The following is a 20506-nucleotide window of genomic DNA, read 5'->3' on the forward strand; positions in this document are numbered from 1 at the left end:
TTAGCACCGAATAATAAAATGCGATGTTGAGCCAGAAATCGAGTCAAAAAAGAACATACGGCAATCGAAAATGAATAAATTGACGATTTTTTTAAATTAGTGTTCACAATAAAGCCAACTCAGAGTAATATTCACAGAAGTAGCGTCCCCAGCTACACGAAAATGAAAAGATCAATTATAATAAAGAGTCTTTAGTGTAAACAGAACACTTAAAGAGTGTCAGTAAATAGACACCTATCTCATTTATTCATCTGAGGTTATTAATTTCATTTAGCTAAATATAGAACAATGTTAAATTTCCTGATTAATATTGATCATTTTATCAATGCATGCTTTGCCATTACCGTGCTAAAGCAAATTTGTATTATTATCCGAGGTTATTAATGGACAGTTTCGCAGCTGCAGAAAAAGCGCTCAGTGCGATGTTAAAAAGTGTAGAAGCAACCGGTGAAGTAAAAGAAGCCCGTGTTGACTACCGTCAAATCCTAATTGATTTTGCTGATGAAGTTCCTGGTCGCCAAAAAGCCGTAATTAAGCGTATTCCGTTACAAAAAATCAATAACCTAATTGCTGTCTTGCATGAATTCAAACAAGAATCACGTCAATCACGTATGATTGAGATTTTAGCAATGATGGAAAAAGATGATGTTTCCCCGCATGACCTAGTTATTGAAGAGTTATCAAACGAAGCTGAATAACAATATAAATCAATAGATAAGCACTGTTTAATTGTTTAACTATTGCAATATAAAAATGCCAATATCGCAGATGTTTAATACTATATTTATTGTGCAACTTTAATTGCAGCCTTCTTATTTTAATATGGTAAGTCGCATTTTTTATATTAACTATTTATTTAGTATACAGAGTTAATTATATTTGCTCTGTATACTCTCCTCTTGCTATCTATCCTCAATATATTCAGTATGGTGTGGCTTATTTTACGCATCATGTCCTCTTCTACATTATATAATTAAACGTTGTTTTATTTTTGAGCGATTTTGTAAGTCTTTAATTTATAAAGCGACTTATTTATGTTATTAATACGCTTATCTGAATTCATTAACTACTAAGGATGTTATGTGAATAATATAAGCTGTGACGAACCTTTTATTAAAGCTCAACACATTACAAAGTCTTATCGTGGCAAAAAAGCGCTAGAAAATATTAGTTTTAACTTAGCGAGTGGACAAATCCTTGGTTTACTGGGTCATAATGGTGCAGGTAAATCGACATTAATAAAAACATTACTGGGAATGCATAGCTGTAGCGGAGAGCTGAGTATTTTTAATTTATCGCCTGAAAAGCACCGAGACCAAATAGTTCAGAATCTTGCTTATATATCTGATGTCGCCATGCTGCCTGATTGGATGACTGTAAAACAATTAATTTCTTATACGGCTGGCGTCCATCCTCGTTTTGAACGTCCTAAAATGCTGCAATATTTAGATCAAACTAAGATTAATCTTAATAGTAAAATAAAAACCTTATCAAAAGGCATGAAAGTACAATTACATCTAGCGTTAGTCATGGCAACCAATGTCAATGTACTGATCTTAGATGAGCCAACGCTTGGGTTAGATCTTATGTATCGTTCGACCTTTTATCGTACATTGATGGCATGGTTTACAGAAGGTGAGCGGGCATTAATTATTGCGAGTCATGAAGTCAATGAGATTGCACATTTACTGACAGATGTTTTAGTTCTTAAAAATGGGCAAACGGTTTTACAGGCATCACTATCATCATTAGCGACTGAGTTTACGATCTTATCTGTTAGCGAAGACAATATAGCCGCTGCGAAACAATTACATCCTTTAACAGTAAATTGTCAATTAGGGCAATATCGACTGCTGTATGAAAGAGCTGATGTCTCTCAATTAACCTTGCTAGGCGATATTAGTCAACCAAGCCTTGCTGATATATTTTTAGCGAAACAGCAGGAGACTGTGGCATGAAACAAAGCTATACCTTAATTAAAACGGAATTATTAGAACATAAAATAATTGTGCGACTACCTGTGTTTTTGGCATTATTTGCGATGTTTGTTGTGGTTATGATACTCACCAATATTAATAATTTCTCGTTTAATATCCAGACCAACGGTTTTGATGGTTGGCAACCGCCCATCACTACATCATCGTTTGCTGGCATGGTTGGTTCAGTGTCTTTTTTTGTTGCAGGTATTGTGTCTTTACTGAGTTTTTTTACTTACTCAGCAAGGGCGCTAGCCAAAGAGCGTAAAGAAGGCAGTCTGGCTTTTTGGCACTCAATGCCGGTGAGTGACAGTAAAGCAATTGCGATCAAACTATTGGTCGCATTAGTTGTTATTCCTTTGTTTTCATCATTACTTCTATTACTTATTGATGTTACCGTGTGGATTGTCGCTATGTGGGTTATGCCAACAGATATGCTGGCTGAGAATGCACTCTCTTTGGTGGCGATTGGATTACATTGGGGACAATTTATTGCCACAATAGCGGCAATGAGTTTAGCTTTGTTGCCAGTGGCATGTATTATCTTTTGTACTTCTCAGTTGACTGACCATCCATTATTGGTGCTATTTGTTGCAATAACATTGGTTAAATTAATCAGTTCGATGTTATTTAACTCAATGGCAGTCGGGGCTTGGCTTAATAAAGTCAGTAACTTGGCGTTTAATATTCTAACCAGCGAACATCCGTGGCAAACATTAGCAAATGTAGGAACGATAACATTATTAGGGTTATTGATTTTATCTATTGGAATATTTAAAGCGAGTGTCCATTTGCGTAGCGGTGATTGACGCTAACTACATAATATACAGTTATAAAAAAGAGAATGTGGCGATACATTCTCTTTTATTGTGCCTCTAATTAAACCATGATTATTTTATTTCATATATACATGCTGTATATCGGTTTAATTATAAATAATATATTTAATGATTAAGCTGCAGAAACAGACTCAATGTATTGTACTTCGTTTTTATATTTACGAACATTACGAGATAAAGTGCCTTTTGGCAGCTCATAACGCTTCTCTGCTTCATAGCTTGATAGGCCATCAAATACAACAGCAGCTACAGCAACACGCTGGTTTTCTGATTTGAAGATACGTTGTGCGATTAAATCATATTGTGTATTAGTCATAGTCTTGCCTATTTAGTTTTTTGAGAGTGGGATAATGGCGTTCCAATTCGTCCACTCAATGCTTGAAAAACGGTTGACCTGTTAGATATATAACAAGTAAACAAATGCTGTTAGCAAGACAATAGCAATGTGAACCTTAACAGAAGATTAATAGAATTATATTTGTGGTTTAATTTAGAATTTAAAATGAAAAATTAAGGATTACATCTCTTTTTTAAAACCATTAAGCCCGTAATTTGGTTTTATTCTTAAATAAGGAATATTAGATTGAAAATATGAAGTTAAATAAAGAGAGGTAATAACCTCTCTTTAATGTATTAGCTTAAATTAAGTTAACCAATAAGACGTAATCCATTGGGTAATGCATCACCGAATACTCGTTTGGTTTCATCTTCTGTCAATATTTTGACCTCAGAAACCATTTCAATCCAGCTTTCTGGAGCTTTACTTTGTTTTAATTTATTAATGACTTGTTGGCGTAACTCATCGTTAATATCTAAAGTACGATCACCAGTCATGCGCGTCATCATTACTGCAGCAAAACCAATATATGACTCCTTACGCCAATCATAGCTCATCAGTTCTGGTAAGCAGTAAGAGACGTGCTCTGCTGATAATAAGTTATGGTTATTGCCATAAAATGGAGTACGAGTGGCAATACGACCGATTGCCCACCAATGCGCTTGAGCATATTGGGCTTTTTGTAAACGTCCAAACAGCCACTCAATGAGTTGAAGCTTCTTATCAAATGGTAAATGCTCTAAAGAGGCCGCTAAGCGAACCATATCTTCATAGCTACGTTCTTGGAGTTCTTTGTTGAGTTTAGCGTTACGGCTTGCTCCAGGAGTAATATATTTAGCAATATCTTTATAGATAAGTAGTTGCTGCTCTTGGGTTAAGCCTCCGGCAACACGACGCCAGAACGTCCACCAATCGCACCATGTTTGGGTATTGGTATCAAATTGAATACCGTGTTGATATAACTGCCAGATTTGTTCCATACGGTAGTCATCAGCAGGGTAGCCAAAACCTGGACGCATGGTAAAACCTGTTAGTTTTAACCAATTACGCTCATGAAGATCTGAACGGCGACGGCGCTTTTTACTTTCAAGCAGCGCATTGGCAAGTTCACGTAAACACGGTGTTTCCCAATTATCGCGTTTGCCTAATATCTTATCGAGATCATTACGCAGTGTTTTGACCGCTTTATTGTTATCGGTATTTTTACTGCCGCCAAAGACTTTTTTAACAGCGTCAATAGCATCAGGCATTCGAGCTGGAAGCTCACTTTCAGCAAGGGTACTATCGCCATTATTGCGGTTTAAACGGGCTAAATCTTTGCGAATAGCAAATTCAACTTTCCAACGTTTATTATTATCACTAAGACTGACAGCTTCAATTTGAAGAGTACCAACTTCTGTTAATTGGCAAGCTAAGGTGACTTCCTCACGATCTTTTTGGTTGGCAGCTAATTCGCTACGATCGCGTTCGCTGTCTAATGTTGCAATAAACGGCGGTAGACTGACATAACCATCGCCAACGATTTCAATCAACTCGCCAACATCATGATGTTTATCATTAGTAGAAGAAACTAAGTTAAATCGCACTGGCTCACCCAGTGTTAGTGCAAATTTACGGTGTGTTAATGTAACTTCGATGCCTTCTTCAATCCCTTTAGGTAATAAGCAAATACCTTGTTTAGTGCCTTTATTTTCACCAATAGTTAAGAAGAATGAACGGGCAGATCCTCCGCCAATTTTAAGCTGTGCGCCATGACGAGCTTTAGCATAAGCAACAGCACCAAATGCAACTGCCAAATCAGGATGAAGGTTTTTAAGTTCGGTTACTGGTGCACCACGCCAGCGAGAAATAATATCTAGTGTACGTGCTGACAGTAGCGGGCTGTTAAATACACCACCATTTAGTAATACCGCAACAGGGATCGCCGGTTGATCATCATTAATAATGATTGAGTTTGGGTGATGGATGTTAAAATCATTAAACGCTTCACGGCAAACATTATCATGCAGATCAATAAACTGCGCGACATGTTTACTGATAGCAGGATCAGCCGCATAGGGAAGCCCAAATTCAACCATAGCGGCTTGACGCTGATTCGGTTGGTCAGTGAACTCAGTAATAGGAAAAAAGCCATCAAGGGCGATGCTATGCACTTCTTCACGGTTTAACTCAATACTTTTAGCACCACCAATCAAACGCGAGCCACTGCCGAGCATGGTGACTTTGGCGTTGTCTGGTGCGTTGCCAGATAATAACTTTTCTTTCACTTTACGGGTTTGCTGAATAAGCTTTGATAACGCCGCAGGGCTAAGCTTTTTTGATTCGCCATGCAAACGTTGTTCGGCAACGTGCGCTAATGCTAAATCGAGGTTATCACCACCTAGCATTAAGTGATCACCAACCCCGATACGATCAAGGGTTAATTTTCCTTGATCACTACCGACTTTAATTAAACTTAAATCGGTTGTACCACCACCCACATCGCACACCATTAATAATGGAATGTCTTTTAATAATTCATCTGCTTGTTGGCGATTTTGAGCATACCAGTCGTAACAAACAGCTTGCGGCTCTTCAAGTAATAAGACTTTTTTTAATCCCGCGAGTTCAGCTGCTTCTAATGTTAATGCACGTGCTGATTCATCAAAAGAAGCAGGTACAGTGATCACCACTTCTTGTTGGGCAAGTTTGTCATTTTTATGGTGATAGTCCCACGCTTGGCGCACATGGTTAAGATAGCTGGCACTCGCAATAACAGGTGAAACTTTTTTTACATCAGATGTGGACGCTGTTGATGACCACGGCAAAATAGCTTCATTACGATCAACATGTTGATGTGACAACCAACTTTTAGCACTAACAACTTGGCGTCCTTCAACTTTCGCACCTAATTCACGTGCAAATTCACCAATAATGACACTTGCAATTTCACCTTTTACAGGTTCAGTGTTCCAAGGTAGCACCAATTGGGTTGCGTCCATTTCACCTTCAGCTGGGTGATAACGGAATGAGGGCAGTAATGGTTTACGTGCGACTTCACCCGGTGCAATTAATTGATCAATTTCAAAAATATGCATCGGACTTGTTTCTAATGTATCTGTAATCTCACTGTAAGCGACAACAGTGTGGGTAGTACCAAGATCAATACCAACAAGATAACGTGGGGAAGATGAAGGCATGCTGACTCCATAAAATAATTGCAATGAGAAAATAGCCTGATGGGAAACGATTGATGTGTCAGTTTTTACGGGTGGAAATTAGAAGAATATAGCCCGCTGACATGTTTCATTGGCCAGATAAATAAACGGCGCACTATAAAGTGCGCCGCTGTATAAGCTATTACGCTTCGCGAACGTCAAATTCGACTTGCCATTTCTGACCATTATCGGTCGCGATGGCTTCAAGGCATAACATACCCAGTTCAGTGACATGCGAGGCAAGTTTAACCGGAACAACCTCACCAGCACTACGGCCTTCAGAAACCGGCAGTGTCATTTGAATTGTTGGCAATTCTTCCATTTCTTCTGGTTGCCACCAATCAAGGTGAGTACCAGCTATATCGTCACGACGTACGGTAGAACCAAAGAATTTAAACTGCACTGGCTGGCCAATGATTAAACCAAATTCTTGACTTGGTACATCGGCTTGGCTGCCTTCTTCCATACCAAAAGGCGCCACGCAAAGTGCTTCTAGTGGTGGTTCCATGCCTGGAATAGCAGGCATTGCACTTTCAATACCCACGTAGTAGCTACTTGCAATACCACCACGAATACGCACACCTTTACCACGACGAACAAAGCCATAGTATGAAGCGCCACTTGCGACAGCAAGATCAAGATCAAGACCTGAAAGTAACTTCGCTTCAGCAGAGCCTGCAGTAGTTAACCAGCTATTGATCGTTGATAATAGACGCTCTGATAATAATGATGATTTAAGTACACCACCATTAAACAGGATAGCAGTAGGGCGAATAAAGCCTTCATGCTGTTGTTCATATTGTGCAAACAGTTCTTCTACCGCTTGGCTTTGACGGCTTAAGAAGCCCGCAACATGGCGTGATACCGCAGCATCTTGCGCATAAGGTAGACCCATTTGGGTTAATGCACCACGCGCGGTTTGTACTGGTAGCTCTTCAATGGTTGTTTGTGGAAAGAAACCTTCAACCAATGTTTGCTGCACTTCTTCTTGGGTTAGTTCTGTTTGTAGCGTACCACCAAGAAGCTTAGAGCCACGACTTGGAACCACAATCGGCATAGATTGTAATTCAGCGTCGTTAAGCAGAGCTTCTTTTGCATCACGACAAGCATGCGTGATTGCTAATACTTGCCATGGTTGTAATTGTTTGCCTTCTTGCGCTAGCTTCATCTTTAAACGATAAGCAAGAGCAAGATCCATGTTATCACCACCCAGCAGGATGTGATCGCCAACAGCAACACGGTTAAGGGTTAAGTTGCCGTCTTCTTCAGTTACTGCAACTAATGATAAATCTGTAGTACCACCACCGATATCAACCACTAAAATGATATCGCCAACAGCAACTTGGTCACGCCAGCTGTCGTCATTATTCTTGATCCAGCTATAAACAGCAGCTTGTGGCTCTTCAAGCAAAGTTAAGTGTTTAAAGCCAACGTTACGAGCCGCTTCTGCGGTTAATTCACGCGCAGCAGGATCGAAAGATGCTGGTACTGTAATGGTGACATCCTGATCACTAATTGGCGTCTCTGGATGTTGGAAGTTCCACGCATCAGCCATGTGCTCAAGGTATTTCTGCGTCGCTTCAAGTGGTGATACTTTTACCACTTCTTCTGGACTATTAAGTGGCAAAAACGCATCACGACGGTTAACGCCACCGTGACAAAGCCAACTTTTTGCACTTGAAATAAGACGAATAGGGGTCTTACTACCAAGATTTCGTGCCATCGCACCAACAATAGCATTAGGTTTTGCATTCCAAGGAAGTGCAGTATCGCCTTCTGCTAACTCTGATTCGTGAGCTTGGTACATGAACGAAGGTAATTGATTCTTGTCTTCCACATTACCCGGAGTCGTTAATTGTGGAATTGTCATTACCGTGACATCAGCATTTTCACTTTCAAGATCGACATAAGAAAGCACACAGTGTGTTGTGCCTAAGTCAATACCTACGCTGTAACGATGTTGTTGTGTATCTTGCATTATAATTCTACCTCAGCGGCTGCGATGATATGTACATCATGGCCTTCTGCCAATTTAGGCAATTTAACATTTGTCACTTTCCAACCGCGATGGATCAGAGTGCCATTAAATGGCGCTTCGCCTACCACGTTACCCGTTAGGCGTACTTCAGAGGCATTAAACCCTTGAGGTAGGGTAATACGTGATTCTTCATCTTCAGCACGTATTGGTGCAAAGCTAAAGTATTCATTAAGTACTTTCTGACCGCCTTCATGAATAACACGAGCAGCAGCGCCAATATCAGCATCTGCAAAGCCTTTAAGATCTTCTTGCATGAAATCAATAAAGCGCGCGTCTTGTTGTAAAAGTGACAGTAGTTGGAGTGCTGAATCTGGCGTTGATGTTTTGAGTTTAGGTTCAACTTCTACTTCAACGATTTTCTCAACAATTTTTTCTACTTCAACAATTTTCTCAACAGGTTTTTCGATAATCTTTTCAACAACGATTTCGACCGGTTTTTCAACCTCGACAATCTTTTCTACTTCGATTTCTTTTTCGACAATTTTTTCGACTGTTACTGGTTTGCCTTTCTTGGTGAAATACATGACCAATAAAATCAAAACTAAAGCGCCTAAACATGCGTGACCCATGTCGATAGTAGTTGGCACAGCCGACAAATCAACGTGTATCTTAGAAAAATCAAAAGCCATATTTGTTTACTCTTTGCGGTGAAAAGGGCGATTCATTTAACATCTTGTTAGAATCAGCTTTAAATAATTGCAGGAATAGTAGCATAGACCTATTAAAAATTGGCTAATTAAACGGTGTTTTATAACCGATATTTGTTAATAAAGGCTGATTTTGCTTAAATTCCATGCAAGTGATTACGTTAAGTTGTATTCAGTTTAGTGGTTTCGATTATGTTCAAAAATAATTTAGTCAATAAATGGGGATGATAAAATTTATTTCAAGCTAACTGTTTGTATTAAAACAGGCTTAAATAATAAATGACGGCTATAAATGATTTTTAATAATCTTTAACTGAAAACTGTTATTTTAAGGTGGTTGAATCGAATTTATGGCGGTAATATGCGCCATAACTAATGACATCAGCCTCGTGTTTGTTGTTTGGTATTTATATTAATAGGTCAAAATATGTCGTCTGATTATACTGGCAGCAGTGCCGCTTATGCTCGTCAAGAAGCGGGCTATCGTGAAAAAGCATTAAAAATTTATCCTTGGGTGTGTGGTCGTTGTTCGCGTGAGTTTGTTTATTCAAACTTACGAGAGTTAACTGTTCACCACGTTGATCACGACCATACTAATAACCCTCAAGATGGTAGCAACTGGGAGTTATTGTGCTTATTTTGTCATGATCATGAACACGAGAAATACACTGATGCTGATAATGGTCAAGGAAGTGTTATTCGTGCAGGTGAGGATGATCACCAAGCGGCGACATTTAACCCTTTTGCAGATCTTAAAGCGATGATGGCGAATAAAAAATAATACCGTTATGGTTAAATCCAGACGGTAGTCGTAATAAAAAGCCAGCACGACAGATGAACGTAGTATATATCGTTCACTGAGTGCTGGTTTTTTTACAGCTTAATTTTACTGTTGGTTAAGTGCCTAGTATTTGTAGTGGTAGGCTAAGTAAACTATCTCCTAGACTAGCAAAATACGCAATAATACCGACAAAAGCAGCGACTAGGCTGATATACCATACAGACGAGAAAATCTGACCATAGCGATCTAAAGGTAATAGATGACTTTGATGACGCTGTCGCCATTCAAAGATAATTTCTAAGCTACCCATAATCAGTAGAAAGCCAAATAACGTTAGCCCTAAGCGATAGCTTAAAATGACGCCAGCAACAGCAGCTAATGCACAAGCAATAATGCCAATTTTACTGTTCATCGAAAAACTAATGCTTTTTAAAACATGACCACCGTCGAGTGGCAGAATTGGCAATAAATTAAATAGGTTAAGTAGTGCATTAAACACAGCTAAGCCAGCAAAAAACATTTCACCAGTGATCCAGTAGGCAATCATGCTAGCTAGCGACATGATTAATCCAAATGCAGGCCCCATAATTGAAATCACTACATCTTGCCAACGGGTGTTAATTTTCTCATCACTTAACGCTAATCCACCCAAAAAGGGAATTAAGTAAATGCCTTTGGTTTTCATGCCAAAATATTTCATTGCGCGAATATGACCATATTCATGAAACACTAAACAGGCCAGTAGCGCTAATGCAAATTGAATCGAAAACAGCCATGAATATGCGGCTAAACTTGCTGACGCTAATACAACTTTAATTAATTTAGCACTTTTAAGGGCTTTCATCCCTAAAGAAACTAGCCCAATTAAACTGAATCTCTTTTCTACTTTGATTGGCTGTTGTGGTTGCTGGCGTTCAATATCTTTATTATTTCTTTCACCTTGTGCTATGACTTGTTGGTCGACGCTGGCTTGATATTGAATTAAAAACGGCTGCCAACTTAAGCTGCCATTAAGTTGGCACTGAATGGTTTGCTCATTATTTGACAGTTCAAATTGATGTATAAATTGATCAGTATCGGTTGGTGCTGCTGCAATTTGAGAAACAAGTGTATTGTCCCAAAATAATTGTTGCCATCCAGCCATTGAGCCTTCAAGTCGCAGCGGCTTACCTAAAAAATCGATAGCCAATAGTTCCAATGCATTATCCACAGAGTAAGGAAAGATAGCGTGATTATACGGAAAAAAGTCTATTGAACGAGGTTATGTTACGGGTTGTTACATATTCTTATTATCGTTATTGTCCTTGACTAGAGAACACCACTTTTATTGTAACCATGAGAATATAAAGATCGGTTTTTATCCAACTTGAGAATGAGTTAAGCGATAGCGCATAGCTATGATCAAAGCCGACTTTGGAGCGTACATCATCGATGCAGGTGTCATAGCCTTGATTTATTTGAGCTAAACCGGTGATGCCGGGTAAAACACCATAAGTTCGTTCGCTAAAATAAGGAATTTCACTCTCTAATTGTTGGTAAAAAGAAGGTCGTTCTGGACGCGGACCAACTAAAGACATATCACCGCGTAAGACATTAAATAGCTGCGGTAATTCATCAATACGAGTGCGGCGTAAAAAACGTCCGACAGTGGTGACTCGTTGATCTTCTTTGCTAGCAAGAATAGCCCCGGTTTGACTCTCTGCGTCTTGTTGCATGCTCCTGAATTTTATCATTTCAAAAATATGAATTTTATCCGCTGTTGCTTTACCGACCCGCAACTGACGATAAAAAATATCACCTTTAGAGTTCAGTTTAATGGCTGCGGCAATTAAAGGGAAAAAAGGTAAAACAATAATTAACATCATCAATGTTAGGCAAAGATCAAAAATACGTTTAGCGAGCATTGTTGATCGATCAATGTGAATGTTTTGTATTTTGCAAGAGGAACCGAAAATTGTCATTTTGATGTTATTTATGCACACGATTTAATGGTCCTATTAATTTACGGAAAATATAGTTTATTCCGCCAATAAAATTCGCTGTATGCCCTGCAACAAGATAGGCTAATACGTGGAAAATCTTATGTGAAAATATATTAGGAAGCATGATACCAAGTAGACTCACAATATAGCCTAATGTCTGGCAAATGAAGGCGACGAGAAATAACGGTGAGCTAATTAAAAGCCATGATCCAATGTATGCCATCAACATAAAATAAGGCATGGTAATGCGAAGTCCCTTACCCGATAGAAAGGTAAAAGCAGTACCTTTATATTTAGGATTAAATAAACCAAATAAGCGTACAAGTTGTTGAAAATTACCGGCCGAAATACGTAAACGGCGAGAGAAATCATCTCGGCGATCTACATAATCAAGCTCTATTGCGCAAATGGTTGGATCATAAATAGCATGGTGGCCTTGCTCGACAATACTCATCGGTAAAATGAAATCATCGTTAATCGTATCTTCATCCAAAGGTACAAACAGTGCGCTTCTAAAGAGATAAAATGCACCATGTGCGCCTAAACTATCACCAAGAGTGGCTTCTTGTTGTTTAATTTTGGTTTGATAATCCCAATATTGTCTTTCACCTACAGAGCTTGGTGTCAATAATCGATAAGTTGCGTTTACGACTCCTATCTTACTGTTTTCAAAGTGTTTAGCTGCGATTAATAATGCATCATAGGAAATTAATGCAGAGACATCGCTAAGTGCAATAATATCGCTATCGTATTGTGGTATAAATTGATTAAGGACAGCAACTTTGCCTTGATTTTTTAGTTGCGGAAAAATTTCAATATGGGTATCAGAACATAAGGCTTCTTGAATAGTATTGTTGGCAATTTCAACAGTATTATCGCTACAACCGTCACAAATAATAATGACTTTTAGCTTGTCGGTTGGGTAATCAAGGTAAGAAATATTACGTATTTTTTCAGCAATCCACAGTGCTTCGTTATAGGCTGGAATAATGATAGTTACAGTGGGTAATGTACAATCTTGACTGCTTTTTGAAAATTTCCTTGGGGTTAGCGCTAGCGGTTTTTGTGGATGACGTTTAGCAAACCAACTTAATAGTATCGGATACAACGCATGGTGATAAATGACAGCAATGATGCTAACCGATGTCATTATATAGAGAAAGGTGGTCATATATTTTCTCCTGAGAAGTAAAGTTGTTCATAAGCTTTGGTCATTGTTTGAGCATGGTTATGTTTTAGAATGAAGTCGCGGGCATCATGACGAATGCCATGATGTGGAATCGATTTAATCGCGTCAGATAGCGTGATAGCAGTATTATCATTAACTAATAGGCTATCAGTACTTAGTGTTTCACTGACCCCGCCAACATTATTAGCAATACAAGGAATACCACAGGCTTGAGCTTCAAGAGTTGAAAGCGGAAAACCTTCGTTATTAGAGGGTAAGCAAAACAGATCAAGCGCTTGATAAAACGTTGGCATATCATCAATATGGCCGAGAAAGTGGACACGATGCTCAAGTTTATACTGGTGTACTAATTGTTGTAACTCAGAGCGCGTTGAGCCTGAGCCTGCAAGTAATAAATGAAAACTTGAGGGTAATAATTGTAAAGCTTCGATTAAATGGTGCTGACCTTTAACGGTTTCTAGGCGGGCAGCATTGCCAATAACAATACTACCTGTAGGCAGTGCTAGCGCTAGTTTATCACGAGCATGGAGCTTATTACCGACGGTGAACCGAGACGGATTGATACCATTTTTTATTGTATAAATGGGATAGCTCTTAAATATATTACGTATTTTTTGACAAACAAAATCGGCATCAGCGACGACTGTTGGGTTGGATAACAGCAACGCAATATAATGTATAAAGCGGTGCTTATAGCTATTTAAGTGCCAAGCATCATGTTCAGTATGAATATGCTTTATTAGGTGCTGATGACGTTGAAGTGCGCAGCTAGCATAGAGTAAAGGACCAATGTGGTGTGAGTGAACAATATCTGCCTGATTGTCTTTAAAAACTGCATGTAGATTTTTAATGGTTGATAATGATATGCCTTGTGGTTTGTTCAAGCCAATAATTTGATGTTTAAATGGGAGTAATTGACGCCAACTCGCGACAATATGTTGGGAAGTACCTTCCATGCTGCAAATAAAAACGCGATAGTGAGGATCACTAAACGACAGCATATTTAATACCATTGTTTCTAATCCACCTGGAGATAAATGTTGTACAACATGAATAATGGTTTTCATTACACACTCCTTATGATTCATTGATAACAATGCAGGGATTGTGCCATTAAAAAATGTAATTTATTCAATGTGTTATTTTATTTAGAATAGAATTGTCAGAATGAGAATGAATATAATAGGAATCTATTAATAGCAAATTGAATACAAGGCAGAGAAATTATTGGCTGTTGTTTGTGGTGGGTGGTTGTTTTGGTATACGGCTTAATATAGGAACAGTACTCAACATTGCTATTTGATCTTTACGACGAATACTGGTGTCACAAATTTCAGCTAAAAAAGCTAATCCAGTCCCTAAACCAATTCCTCCAAGAAGGCCAGCAATGGCAAAAAAGTAAGACGGTAAGTTTGATGGGCTTGTAGGTGTGTAAGGGCGGTCGATAACCTTAATACGTTTTTCTTGCTCAAATACACCTAATGATCGTGTTAATTTTGCCATTTCGAAACGGTTGATAAGATCATTATATAATTCTCGTTTTGAGGCTAAGTCTCGTTGTAATTGTGCGAGTTGTTTCTCGTTTTGACTAAAACTGGCGACTTTAATTTCTATTTCAGAAATGATGATTTTTAATACTCGTGTTTCTTCCTCTAAGGAATCAACCTTTGCTGTGGCTTCTTGTAATTCTTCAAGTTGAGATAATAAAATAGGTGGTGATTTCGATATATCGTTAACACTATTACTGCTGGCAATATCCCACAGTTGTTCTGTACTTAAACCTGCAGGTTTTTGTGATAGTAGTCGTGCACGCTCTTTTTGTAAGCGCTTTAAATTACGTAATCGGCCTTGAATCTGGCTATGTTTCGAGGTGTATTTAGCCTGTAATAATGTCAGTTCTGCTCGAATAGTAATGATTTGTTCTTCTAACTTACCGATGACAGGGTTGGTTTTTGATAATTGTAGGTCTATCGAGCCTAAACGCTTTTTTGCACCAGCAAGTTCTGCTTGACGTTCATATAATCGCTGCTTAAGTTTTGCTAAACGATCTAGACTGGATATTTGCATTTCTGGATGGGTAGTGTTTTCTTTATTTTTGAAATCCACTAATTCATTTTCTGCGATATCAAGTTCTTGACGTCTAAATTCAATATTCTCAGCAAGGAATTTACTGGAATCAGTCATTGAAGATCGTTCTGGTGCTAATAATTGCTCGATGAAATAGTAACTGACAGTTTCTAATGTTGTTTTCATATTCTCAGGATTGTCTGAACGATAATCGATACGGATAAGATCTTTACCTGCCATTCTAACAGTAAGACTTTTAGATAATTTAGCAATCGCATTATCAATAGCCTGTGGTGACATAGAGGCATGAATAATACCTCTTTCTTTAGCGACAAGGCCCAAAATATGGCGACTGTGAAGCAAGGTTTGTAATGCACTCAGACGTTCTTTTAACATTGTTGAAACAGCAAGATCTTCTAAAAAAGGGTTCATTTTTGCTGTTTCTTGAATCAGCATACTGGTATGCGACTCATAGAGTTTTGGTGATAATTTAGCAATGAACAGTCCAATAAAAGGCATGATAATAATAGGGATCACTATCATATAGCGTCGTCGCCATGCCGAGGTTAATATAATAAAAAAACGCTGGCTTAATGAAATCATAGTAGATCTAGCCATTGTTCAAGTTGCTGTGCTTTTGCATCCCATGTTTGTTGCTTACTTAATGCAATTTGTTGTAAACGTTTGTTTTTTTCAATAGTGTTAACTGTTTTAGTATTATGCCAAGTTGTTTTTATTGATTGTAGGTTCATACTAAATTCAGTTGCGTTTTGAGCAATATTAACAACTGATTTATAAGGAATAACGGCAGTGAATGGGGTGCTGATTATTGGTGTACCTGTTGCTAAATACTCTAATAATTTTAAAGGATTACAAGATCTTATTTGGGCGTTATCAATAAAAGGTAACAGGCTTACTTGCCAATGCTGACTATATTGCGGCAGCATTGTATGGGGCTTTTCTCCGAGTAAATAAAGATTACTGTGATTTAAAAAAGGTGGCTTATTGAATGTTTTTTTTCCGATGAAAACAAAATTCCAATCGGGGTTATTAGCAATAATATTATTCAGTAAATCATAGTCGAGCCAATGGGATAAACTGCCATAAAATCCAGCTGTCGGACGGTTATTATTGGGTAAATCATGTGCACGAGAAGCGAAATGGTTAAATAGCTGAAAATCAACACCGTGAGGTAAATAACGGGTTTTGTGCTGAGGGAACTTGTTATATAGCGCCATACTAGCGGCGAGCACAAGGTTAGCTTTAGCGACTAACTTTGTTTCATGCTGACTCACAGTGACATGGTCAACCCCAGTTAATGCATTAAAATCATCACCACAATAATATATAACGCCATATTCACCGAGCGTTCCACACAAATCTGCCACTGTCGGTAATGATGTCCATAAAATAGGTTGATGTAGCTGGGCTTGTTTTAAAATAGGTGCTAATTGATAACAAATGAGTTTTTTAGCTATCCAGCGAGCAAATTTAGTTTTAGGTGCTGGAATAGTTTTTAGAGTAATGGTTTGAAACGGTGCCGTTGACGTAGAAAATGTCGACAGTGTTTTAGGTTGGGTAAGTTTATTATAAATGCGTTTTATATCATGTAAGCTAAATTGTGGTTTACGTAAGCCAATAGAATTTATCCAGATGATTTTTCGATTGGGCGTGAGACGCTTGATCAAGTGTTGAGTGCTTGATGGTAATTGGCCCCAGTCTTCTGCAAAAACAATGAGATCATGTTTCATGATGTGTCCTCATTGTGTGCTGACGAAGAGTGAAAGGTGAGTGTTTTTATTGCCTTAGCGGGATTACCTGCAATTAAGGTATCGGGCGGAAAACTTTGTGTTACCACGCTACCTGTAGCAATAATGGATCTGCTCCCAATGGTGACATTGCCCAGAATAGTGACTCGCGTACATACCCAAACATCATCTTCTAGAATAATTGAGCCAATTTGTTGTGGTAGATCTGCTAATCCTTGTGCTCGTAAATGAGGATCAATAGGGTGCCCAGGATAACCACATAGGAAACCTTGACTTGCAATGCGGACGTTATTACCAATAATGATTTTATCGCCAACTGTAATCGTTGTTTGCCAGCCAATATCAACATTATTGCCAATAGTGAGGGTTGGATTTATAGAGTCAGTACGACCTGAAAATGTGGTTTTACCTGAAATTCGGCAATCATTACCAATGCTCATAACGAGCGGTCCACTAAAAAAAGGCAAGCCATTATCTAATAGTGTTCGTTTACCATAACGATGCAAACGACCTTTAAATACTGGAAGATAATAAAAGCAATGACTGAAATAACACCATAATGTGGTTAAAATTTGATGTAGAGAATAGAGTGTTGATTGACACCATTTAGGTAAAGGTAACTCAAAATAACGAATTATTGAGATCAAGCGGGTCAAAACCATAGCGAATGGATGCTGACTATTTTTAAGCCATTTTTTACATTGAGCAAAAGAAAATAAATACACCATCTCTATGCCTTTATTTATATTCAGTCTTTATACTTACATAGACTGTGCCAAATTTTTTTATAATATAATCAACTTGTTATTTTAAAGGATTACATATTTCTCAAATTGAGAATAATAATCAGCTATTTATTTTGCATAATGCTTGTTTTGCAATACTGCTAATTGCAATGACTAATGCCGCTAAAATGTAAATTGGCCAGGTAAAACCTTGGGTAAGAAAAGTGCCTGATACGATAGTGCCAATTAGACCGGCATAAACACCTTGGGCACTGGCATAAATAATAGGATCGACCGTATTTTTATGAATGGTTAGATTTGCCAAGGTGAGTTTAATCTTTTTAATGAGCACAACAATTAGGCTAATAAAAATAGTTAAGCCGATAAAGCCTGTTTCTGCTAATACAGAAAACCAAGTACTATGAACCGCGTGGTTAATTCCATCCCAGTGAGTACTAAAAAAGAAGTAGTTAGGATAAAAATTACTCAGGCCAACTCCTGATAAAGGATGCTCAAGTGCCATATAAAAAGCAGCTTGCCATGCGTATAAGCGTCCCATTGATGATGCATCAATTCCTGTTTCCGCACTACCACCTGAGGTTCTATCAGCTATTCCAGCTAAAGCAAATAGCATAATACCAATAACGGCACTACAACTAAGTAATAACAGTTTTGATTTAACCCGTTGCATGCCGTAAATACCAAAGACTGCGATGATCCCTAATAGTCCGCCACGGCTTTGGGTCATAATTACTGCAATGAATAAAAGAATAGTTGAGATAAGGCCTAATAAACGATATAGCCAAGATAATTGTGGTGTCAGTAGTAGTGCAATGGAAAAAGAGATCGGGAACATAAGTACTAATGCTAAATCATTTGGATCACCAAGCATGGAACCAAGATCGCGACCGATTGTTGTACGTGTGCCTTCAACGAGCCCAATACCTTCAATTCTATTATAAATAGCAGTAATAGCGACAACCATTCCAGAGAAAATTATTGATTGTAAGGTAAGCGTCAATTGTCGTGGTCGTTGAATTAAAATCGCAATGGCAAATGTCATGATAATGATTTTCCAATAGGTATTTTTGAAACTTTCAAAGGCGAGGGGACGGTCTATTGCAAATACAATACCGATCATAATAATCATTAAAAATAAGGTAATTAATGTGAACTCGCGGCACCAAAAAAGTTGAATATTACGTTGAATCAATATTTGCCACATAAATGCAGCCAACGAAATTATTGATAAATATTTAGGGATTTTGAAGTCATATAAAAAAGGAAATACTTCATGTAGCCGAAAAAATGAAAATAGAATAAACAGTAATACAATGAAAAATGGATTATTTAAACTATAGTACGCGCCAATCGGAATGATACCAATAGCAATAATCAATATTGGATGAGGTAGGAAATACCATATAATACCAATAATGAAAGAGACTAATAATGTTATAAGCCAATATGATGATAGTGCCTTAGGTGTAGTATGATTAGATAACATCATTATCTCCTGTAAGTTTTTTTGATTTACTTATAATAGGAAAGCTAATTAACTGAATCCAAAAGGCATAACTTAATAAAATGGAAAGCGATAAAACAGCACTTGATATATGCAATAGTAGTGTTTGTTGTAGTTGACTTATTACTGTAGAGATAATAGTTATTGTAAATAAAACTATAATTTCTTTGATCGCAAAAGGAAAGTAAAAACAGCGTTGAGATAACCAATAGGTAGTTAATGTTCTAATACTTTGTGCAATCATTAACGCCCCAAGTACACCATTAATTTTATATATTGGCGTTAATATCAGAATGAGTACCACCCCAATAACAGTTGCAATAGTATTAATTACCAACAATTTTTTTGTTTCTTGTTTTATTAATGCCCCCATATTAATCAGCTCGTTAAGCTCTCTAATCGCAAAGATGATCACTAAAATAACAACCAGATCTTTTGCTGAATGGTAGTTTTCGGGCATGAACATATCAATAAAAAAAGGTGAAAAAAAGCATACGCAGATTGTTAGACTACAGAGTAAGACAATACTGATGTGAGTGATTTGAGTGGTTATCTTTATGCCATTATTGGATAAATATTCAAACCGTTTTGGCATCCACCACATGCCAAATGGCTGCATTAAGAGCACTAAGATTAAAGCAAATTTAAAAGCAACGGCGTACAGTGCAATATCATTGAATGAAACATAATATACTAATAACCACCGCTCTAAGCCATTGAGACCAAATATAATCAAACCGCTGAACATCAATGGTAAACAATAAGACAAATATTTTTTGGTTACACAAAGACTGACATGATAATTAATTCCCGCTTTTTTATTTGCTTTATATTGTAAACAGATGATCACTAAAGTTTGCAATATTGCGCTAATAAATCCGGCTAAGAGAACAGCTTGTACACCAAAACCATAATGCAGAACGATCATAGTTAGCAGTGCATGGAGTAGGGCTCTGCCGGTAGTGATATAAAAAAAATGTCGTGCCTTTTCCTGCATTCTTAATGCTGATAAAACAACCATGACGATGGCTTCAAAGGCAAGAGGTAGCAATAAAAGTTTAAGTTCTAATGATGAGGTTTGTAATTGGTTAAGTTGACTTAAAAGAGGACATATTATCCAAATAATAGGTAAAGCAATTGCAGCAATTATGATGCTAATAATAAAAATATCTGCGGTAATTTGATGTTGCTGAATTTTTTTTGCAGTGCCAGAAAAACGGTATAATGCTTCATGTAAAGATAAGCCAAAAATAATACTGATAATAACAGCAATGGTAGTAAGGGTCTCTAAACGGCCTAATTCAGATTGTGGTAAATGAGTCGCAATATAGGGCAGTATAATAAGTGACACCCCTTTCATAAGTACAATACTAGTACCATAAAGGACAATATTTTTGAGTGGCGTCGATAAAGGCCATATATGCATATTGGTGA

17 protein-coding genes are annotated in these 20506 nt (G+C 37.7%); 4 read left to right on the forward strand and 13 right to left on the reverse strand.

The features are described 5' to 3' along the window. Positions 1 to 383: 383 nt before the first annotated feature. From PAND9192_RS02835 to PAND9192_RS02845, 3 genes are all read left to right on the forward strand, one after another. Positions 384 to 698 (forward strand): hypothetical protein, encoded by a 315-nt coding sequence (locus PAND9192_RS02835; protein ID WP_065166107.1) that lies wholly within the window; start codon positions 384 to 386, stop codon positions 696 to 698. 384 nt (positions 699 to 1082) lie between these two features. Beyond that, on the forward strand, positions 1083 to 1958 hold the full coding sequence (locus PAND9192_RS02840; RefSeq protein ID WP_087852445.1) for an ABC transporter ATP-binding protein: 876 nt from the start codon (positions 1083 to 1085) through the stop codon (positions 1956 to 1958). Beyond that, positions 1955 to 2785 carry an ABC transporter gene (locus tag PAND9192_RS02845; RefSeq protein ID WP_087852446.1) on the forward strand — a complete coding sequence of 277 codons (831 nt, stop codon included), beginning with the start codon at positions 1955 to 1957 and terminating at the stop codon, positions 2783 to 2785. Before PAND9192_RS02840 ends, PAND9192_RS02845 begins: the two co-directional genes overlap by 4 nt. Before the next feature lie 142 nt (positions 2786 to 2927). Here the strand turns inward: PAND9192_RS02845 and PAND9192_RS02850 are convergent, their stop codons facing one another. The 4 genes from PAND9192_RS02850 to PAND9192_RS02865 all read right to left on the reverse strand — a co-directional run bounded on the left by PAND9192_RS02850 (position 2928) and on the right by PAND9192_RS02865 (position 8995). Further along, entirely contained in the window at positions 2928 to 3131 is a 204-nt protein-coding gene (locus PAND9192_RS02850) for a hypothetical protein (protein WP_036795050.1), read from the reverse strand. 332 nt (positions 3132 to 3463) lie between these two features. After that, positions 3464 to 6331: an Hsp70 family protein gene (locus PAND9192_RS02855; protein ID WP_087852447.1), complete on the reverse strand. Its 2868-nt coding sequence runs from the start codon at positions 6329 to 6331 to the stop codon at positions 3464 to 3466. A gap of 160 nt (positions 6332 to 6491) precedes the next feature. Continuing rightward, complete coding sequence (locus PAND9192_RS02860; protein WP_087852448.1) at positions 6492 to 8327, reverse strand: Hsp70 family protein; 1836 nt, start codon at positions 8325 to 8327, stop codon at positions 6492 to 6494. Beyond that, positions 8327 to 8995, reverse strand: coding sequence for a DUF2760 domain-containing protein (locus tag PAND9192_RS02865; protein WP_200817773.1), 669 nt, complete (start codon positions 8993 to 8995; stop codon positions 8327 to 8329). The genes PAND9192_RS02860 and PAND9192_RS02865 overlap by 1 nt, the downstream gene beginning before the upstream one ends. A gap of 466 nt (positions 8996 to 9461) precedes the next feature. On the opposite strand from PAND9192_RS02865, the gene PAND9192_RS02870 reads away from it, so the two are divergent. Further along, a complete protein-coding gene (locus PAND9192_RS02870) occupies positions 9462 to 9815 on the forward strand; it encodes a YajD family HNH nuclease (protein ID WP_036795047.1) in 354 nt (117 codons plus the stop codon). A 115-nt stretch (positions 9816 to 9930) separates the two neighbouring features. Here the strand turns inward: PAND9192_RS02870 and PAND9192_RS02875 are convergent, their stop codons facing one another. The 9 genes from PAND9192_RS02875 to PAND9192_RS02915 form a co-directional block, all read right to left on the reverse strand. Next, positions 9931 to 11013 carry a site-2 protease family protein gene (locus PAND9192_RS02875; RefSeq protein WP_087852450.1) on the reverse strand — a complete coding sequence of 361 codons (1083 nt, stop codon included), beginning with the start codon at positions 11011 to 11013 and terminating at the stop codon, positions 9931 to 9933. A 97-nt stretch (positions 11014 to 11110) separates the two neighbouring features. Beyond that, a complete protein-coding gene (locus PAND9192_RS02880) occupies positions 11111 to 11719 on the reverse strand; it encodes a sugar transferase (protein ID WP_234998903.1) in 609 nt (202 codons plus the stop codon). Positions 11720 to 11783: 64 nt separating this feature from the next. Next, the gene (locus PAND9192_RS02885; RefSeq protein WP_087852452.1) at positions 11784 to 12968 is read right to left on the reverse strand and encodes a glycosyltransferase family 2 protein; all 1185 of its coding nucleotides are present in this window, start codon (positions 12966 to 12968) and stop codon (positions 11784 to 11786) included. Beyond that, positions 12965 to 14053: a glycosyltransferase gene (locus PAND9192_RS02890; protein WP_087852453.1), complete on the reverse strand. Its 1089-nt coding sequence runs from the start codon at positions 14051 to 14053 to the stop codon at positions 12965 to 12967. The genes PAND9192_RS02885 and PAND9192_RS02890 overlap by 4 nt, the downstream gene beginning before the upstream one ends. 157 nt (positions 14054 to 14210) lie before the next feature. Then, positions 14211 to 15656 carry a GumC family protein gene (locus PAND9192_RS02895; RefSeq protein ID WP_087852454.1) on the reverse strand — a complete coding sequence of 482 codons (1446 nt, stop codon included), beginning with the start codon at positions 15654 to 15656 and terminating at the stop codon, positions 14211 to 14213. After that, positions 15653 to 16804 (reverse strand): glycosyltransferase family protein, encoded by a 1152-nt coding sequence (locus PAND9192_RS02900; protein WP_087852455.1) that lies wholly within the window; start codon positions 16802 to 16804, stop codon positions 15653 to 15655. The genes PAND9192_RS02895 and PAND9192_RS02900 overlap by 4 nt, the downstream gene beginning before the upstream one ends. Then, on the reverse strand, positions 16801 to 17547 hold the full coding sequence (locus tag PAND9192_RS02905; RefSeq protein WP_370738375.1) for an acyltransferase: 747 nt from the start codon (positions 17545 to 17547) through the stop codon (positions 16801 to 16803). The genes PAND9192_RS02900 and PAND9192_RS02905 overlap by 4 nt, the downstream gene beginning before the upstream one ends. Before the next feature lie 121 nt (positions 17548 to 17668). After that, positions 17669 to 19054 (reverse strand): O-antigen ligase family protein, encoded by a 1386-nt coding sequence (locus tag PAND9192_RS02910; protein WP_087852457.1) that lies wholly within the window; start codon positions 19052 to 19054, stop codon positions 17669 to 17671. Beyond that, positions 19044 to 20498 (reverse strand): lipopolysaccharide biosynthesis protein, encoded by a 1455-nt coding sequence (locus PAND9192_RS02915; protein ID WP_087852458.1) that lies wholly within the window; start codon positions 20496 to 20498, stop codon positions 19044 to 19046. Before PAND9192_RS02915 ends, PAND9192_RS02910 begins: the two co-directional genes overlap by 11 nt. Positions 20499 to 20506: the final 8 nt, after the last annotated feature.

It is taken from the genome of Photobacterium andalusiense, assembly GCF_900185625.1.
In the GTDB taxonomy this organism is placed as follows: Bacteria; Pseudomonadota; Gammaproteobacteria; order Enterobacterales; family Vibrionaceae; genus Photobacterium; species Photobacterium aquimaris.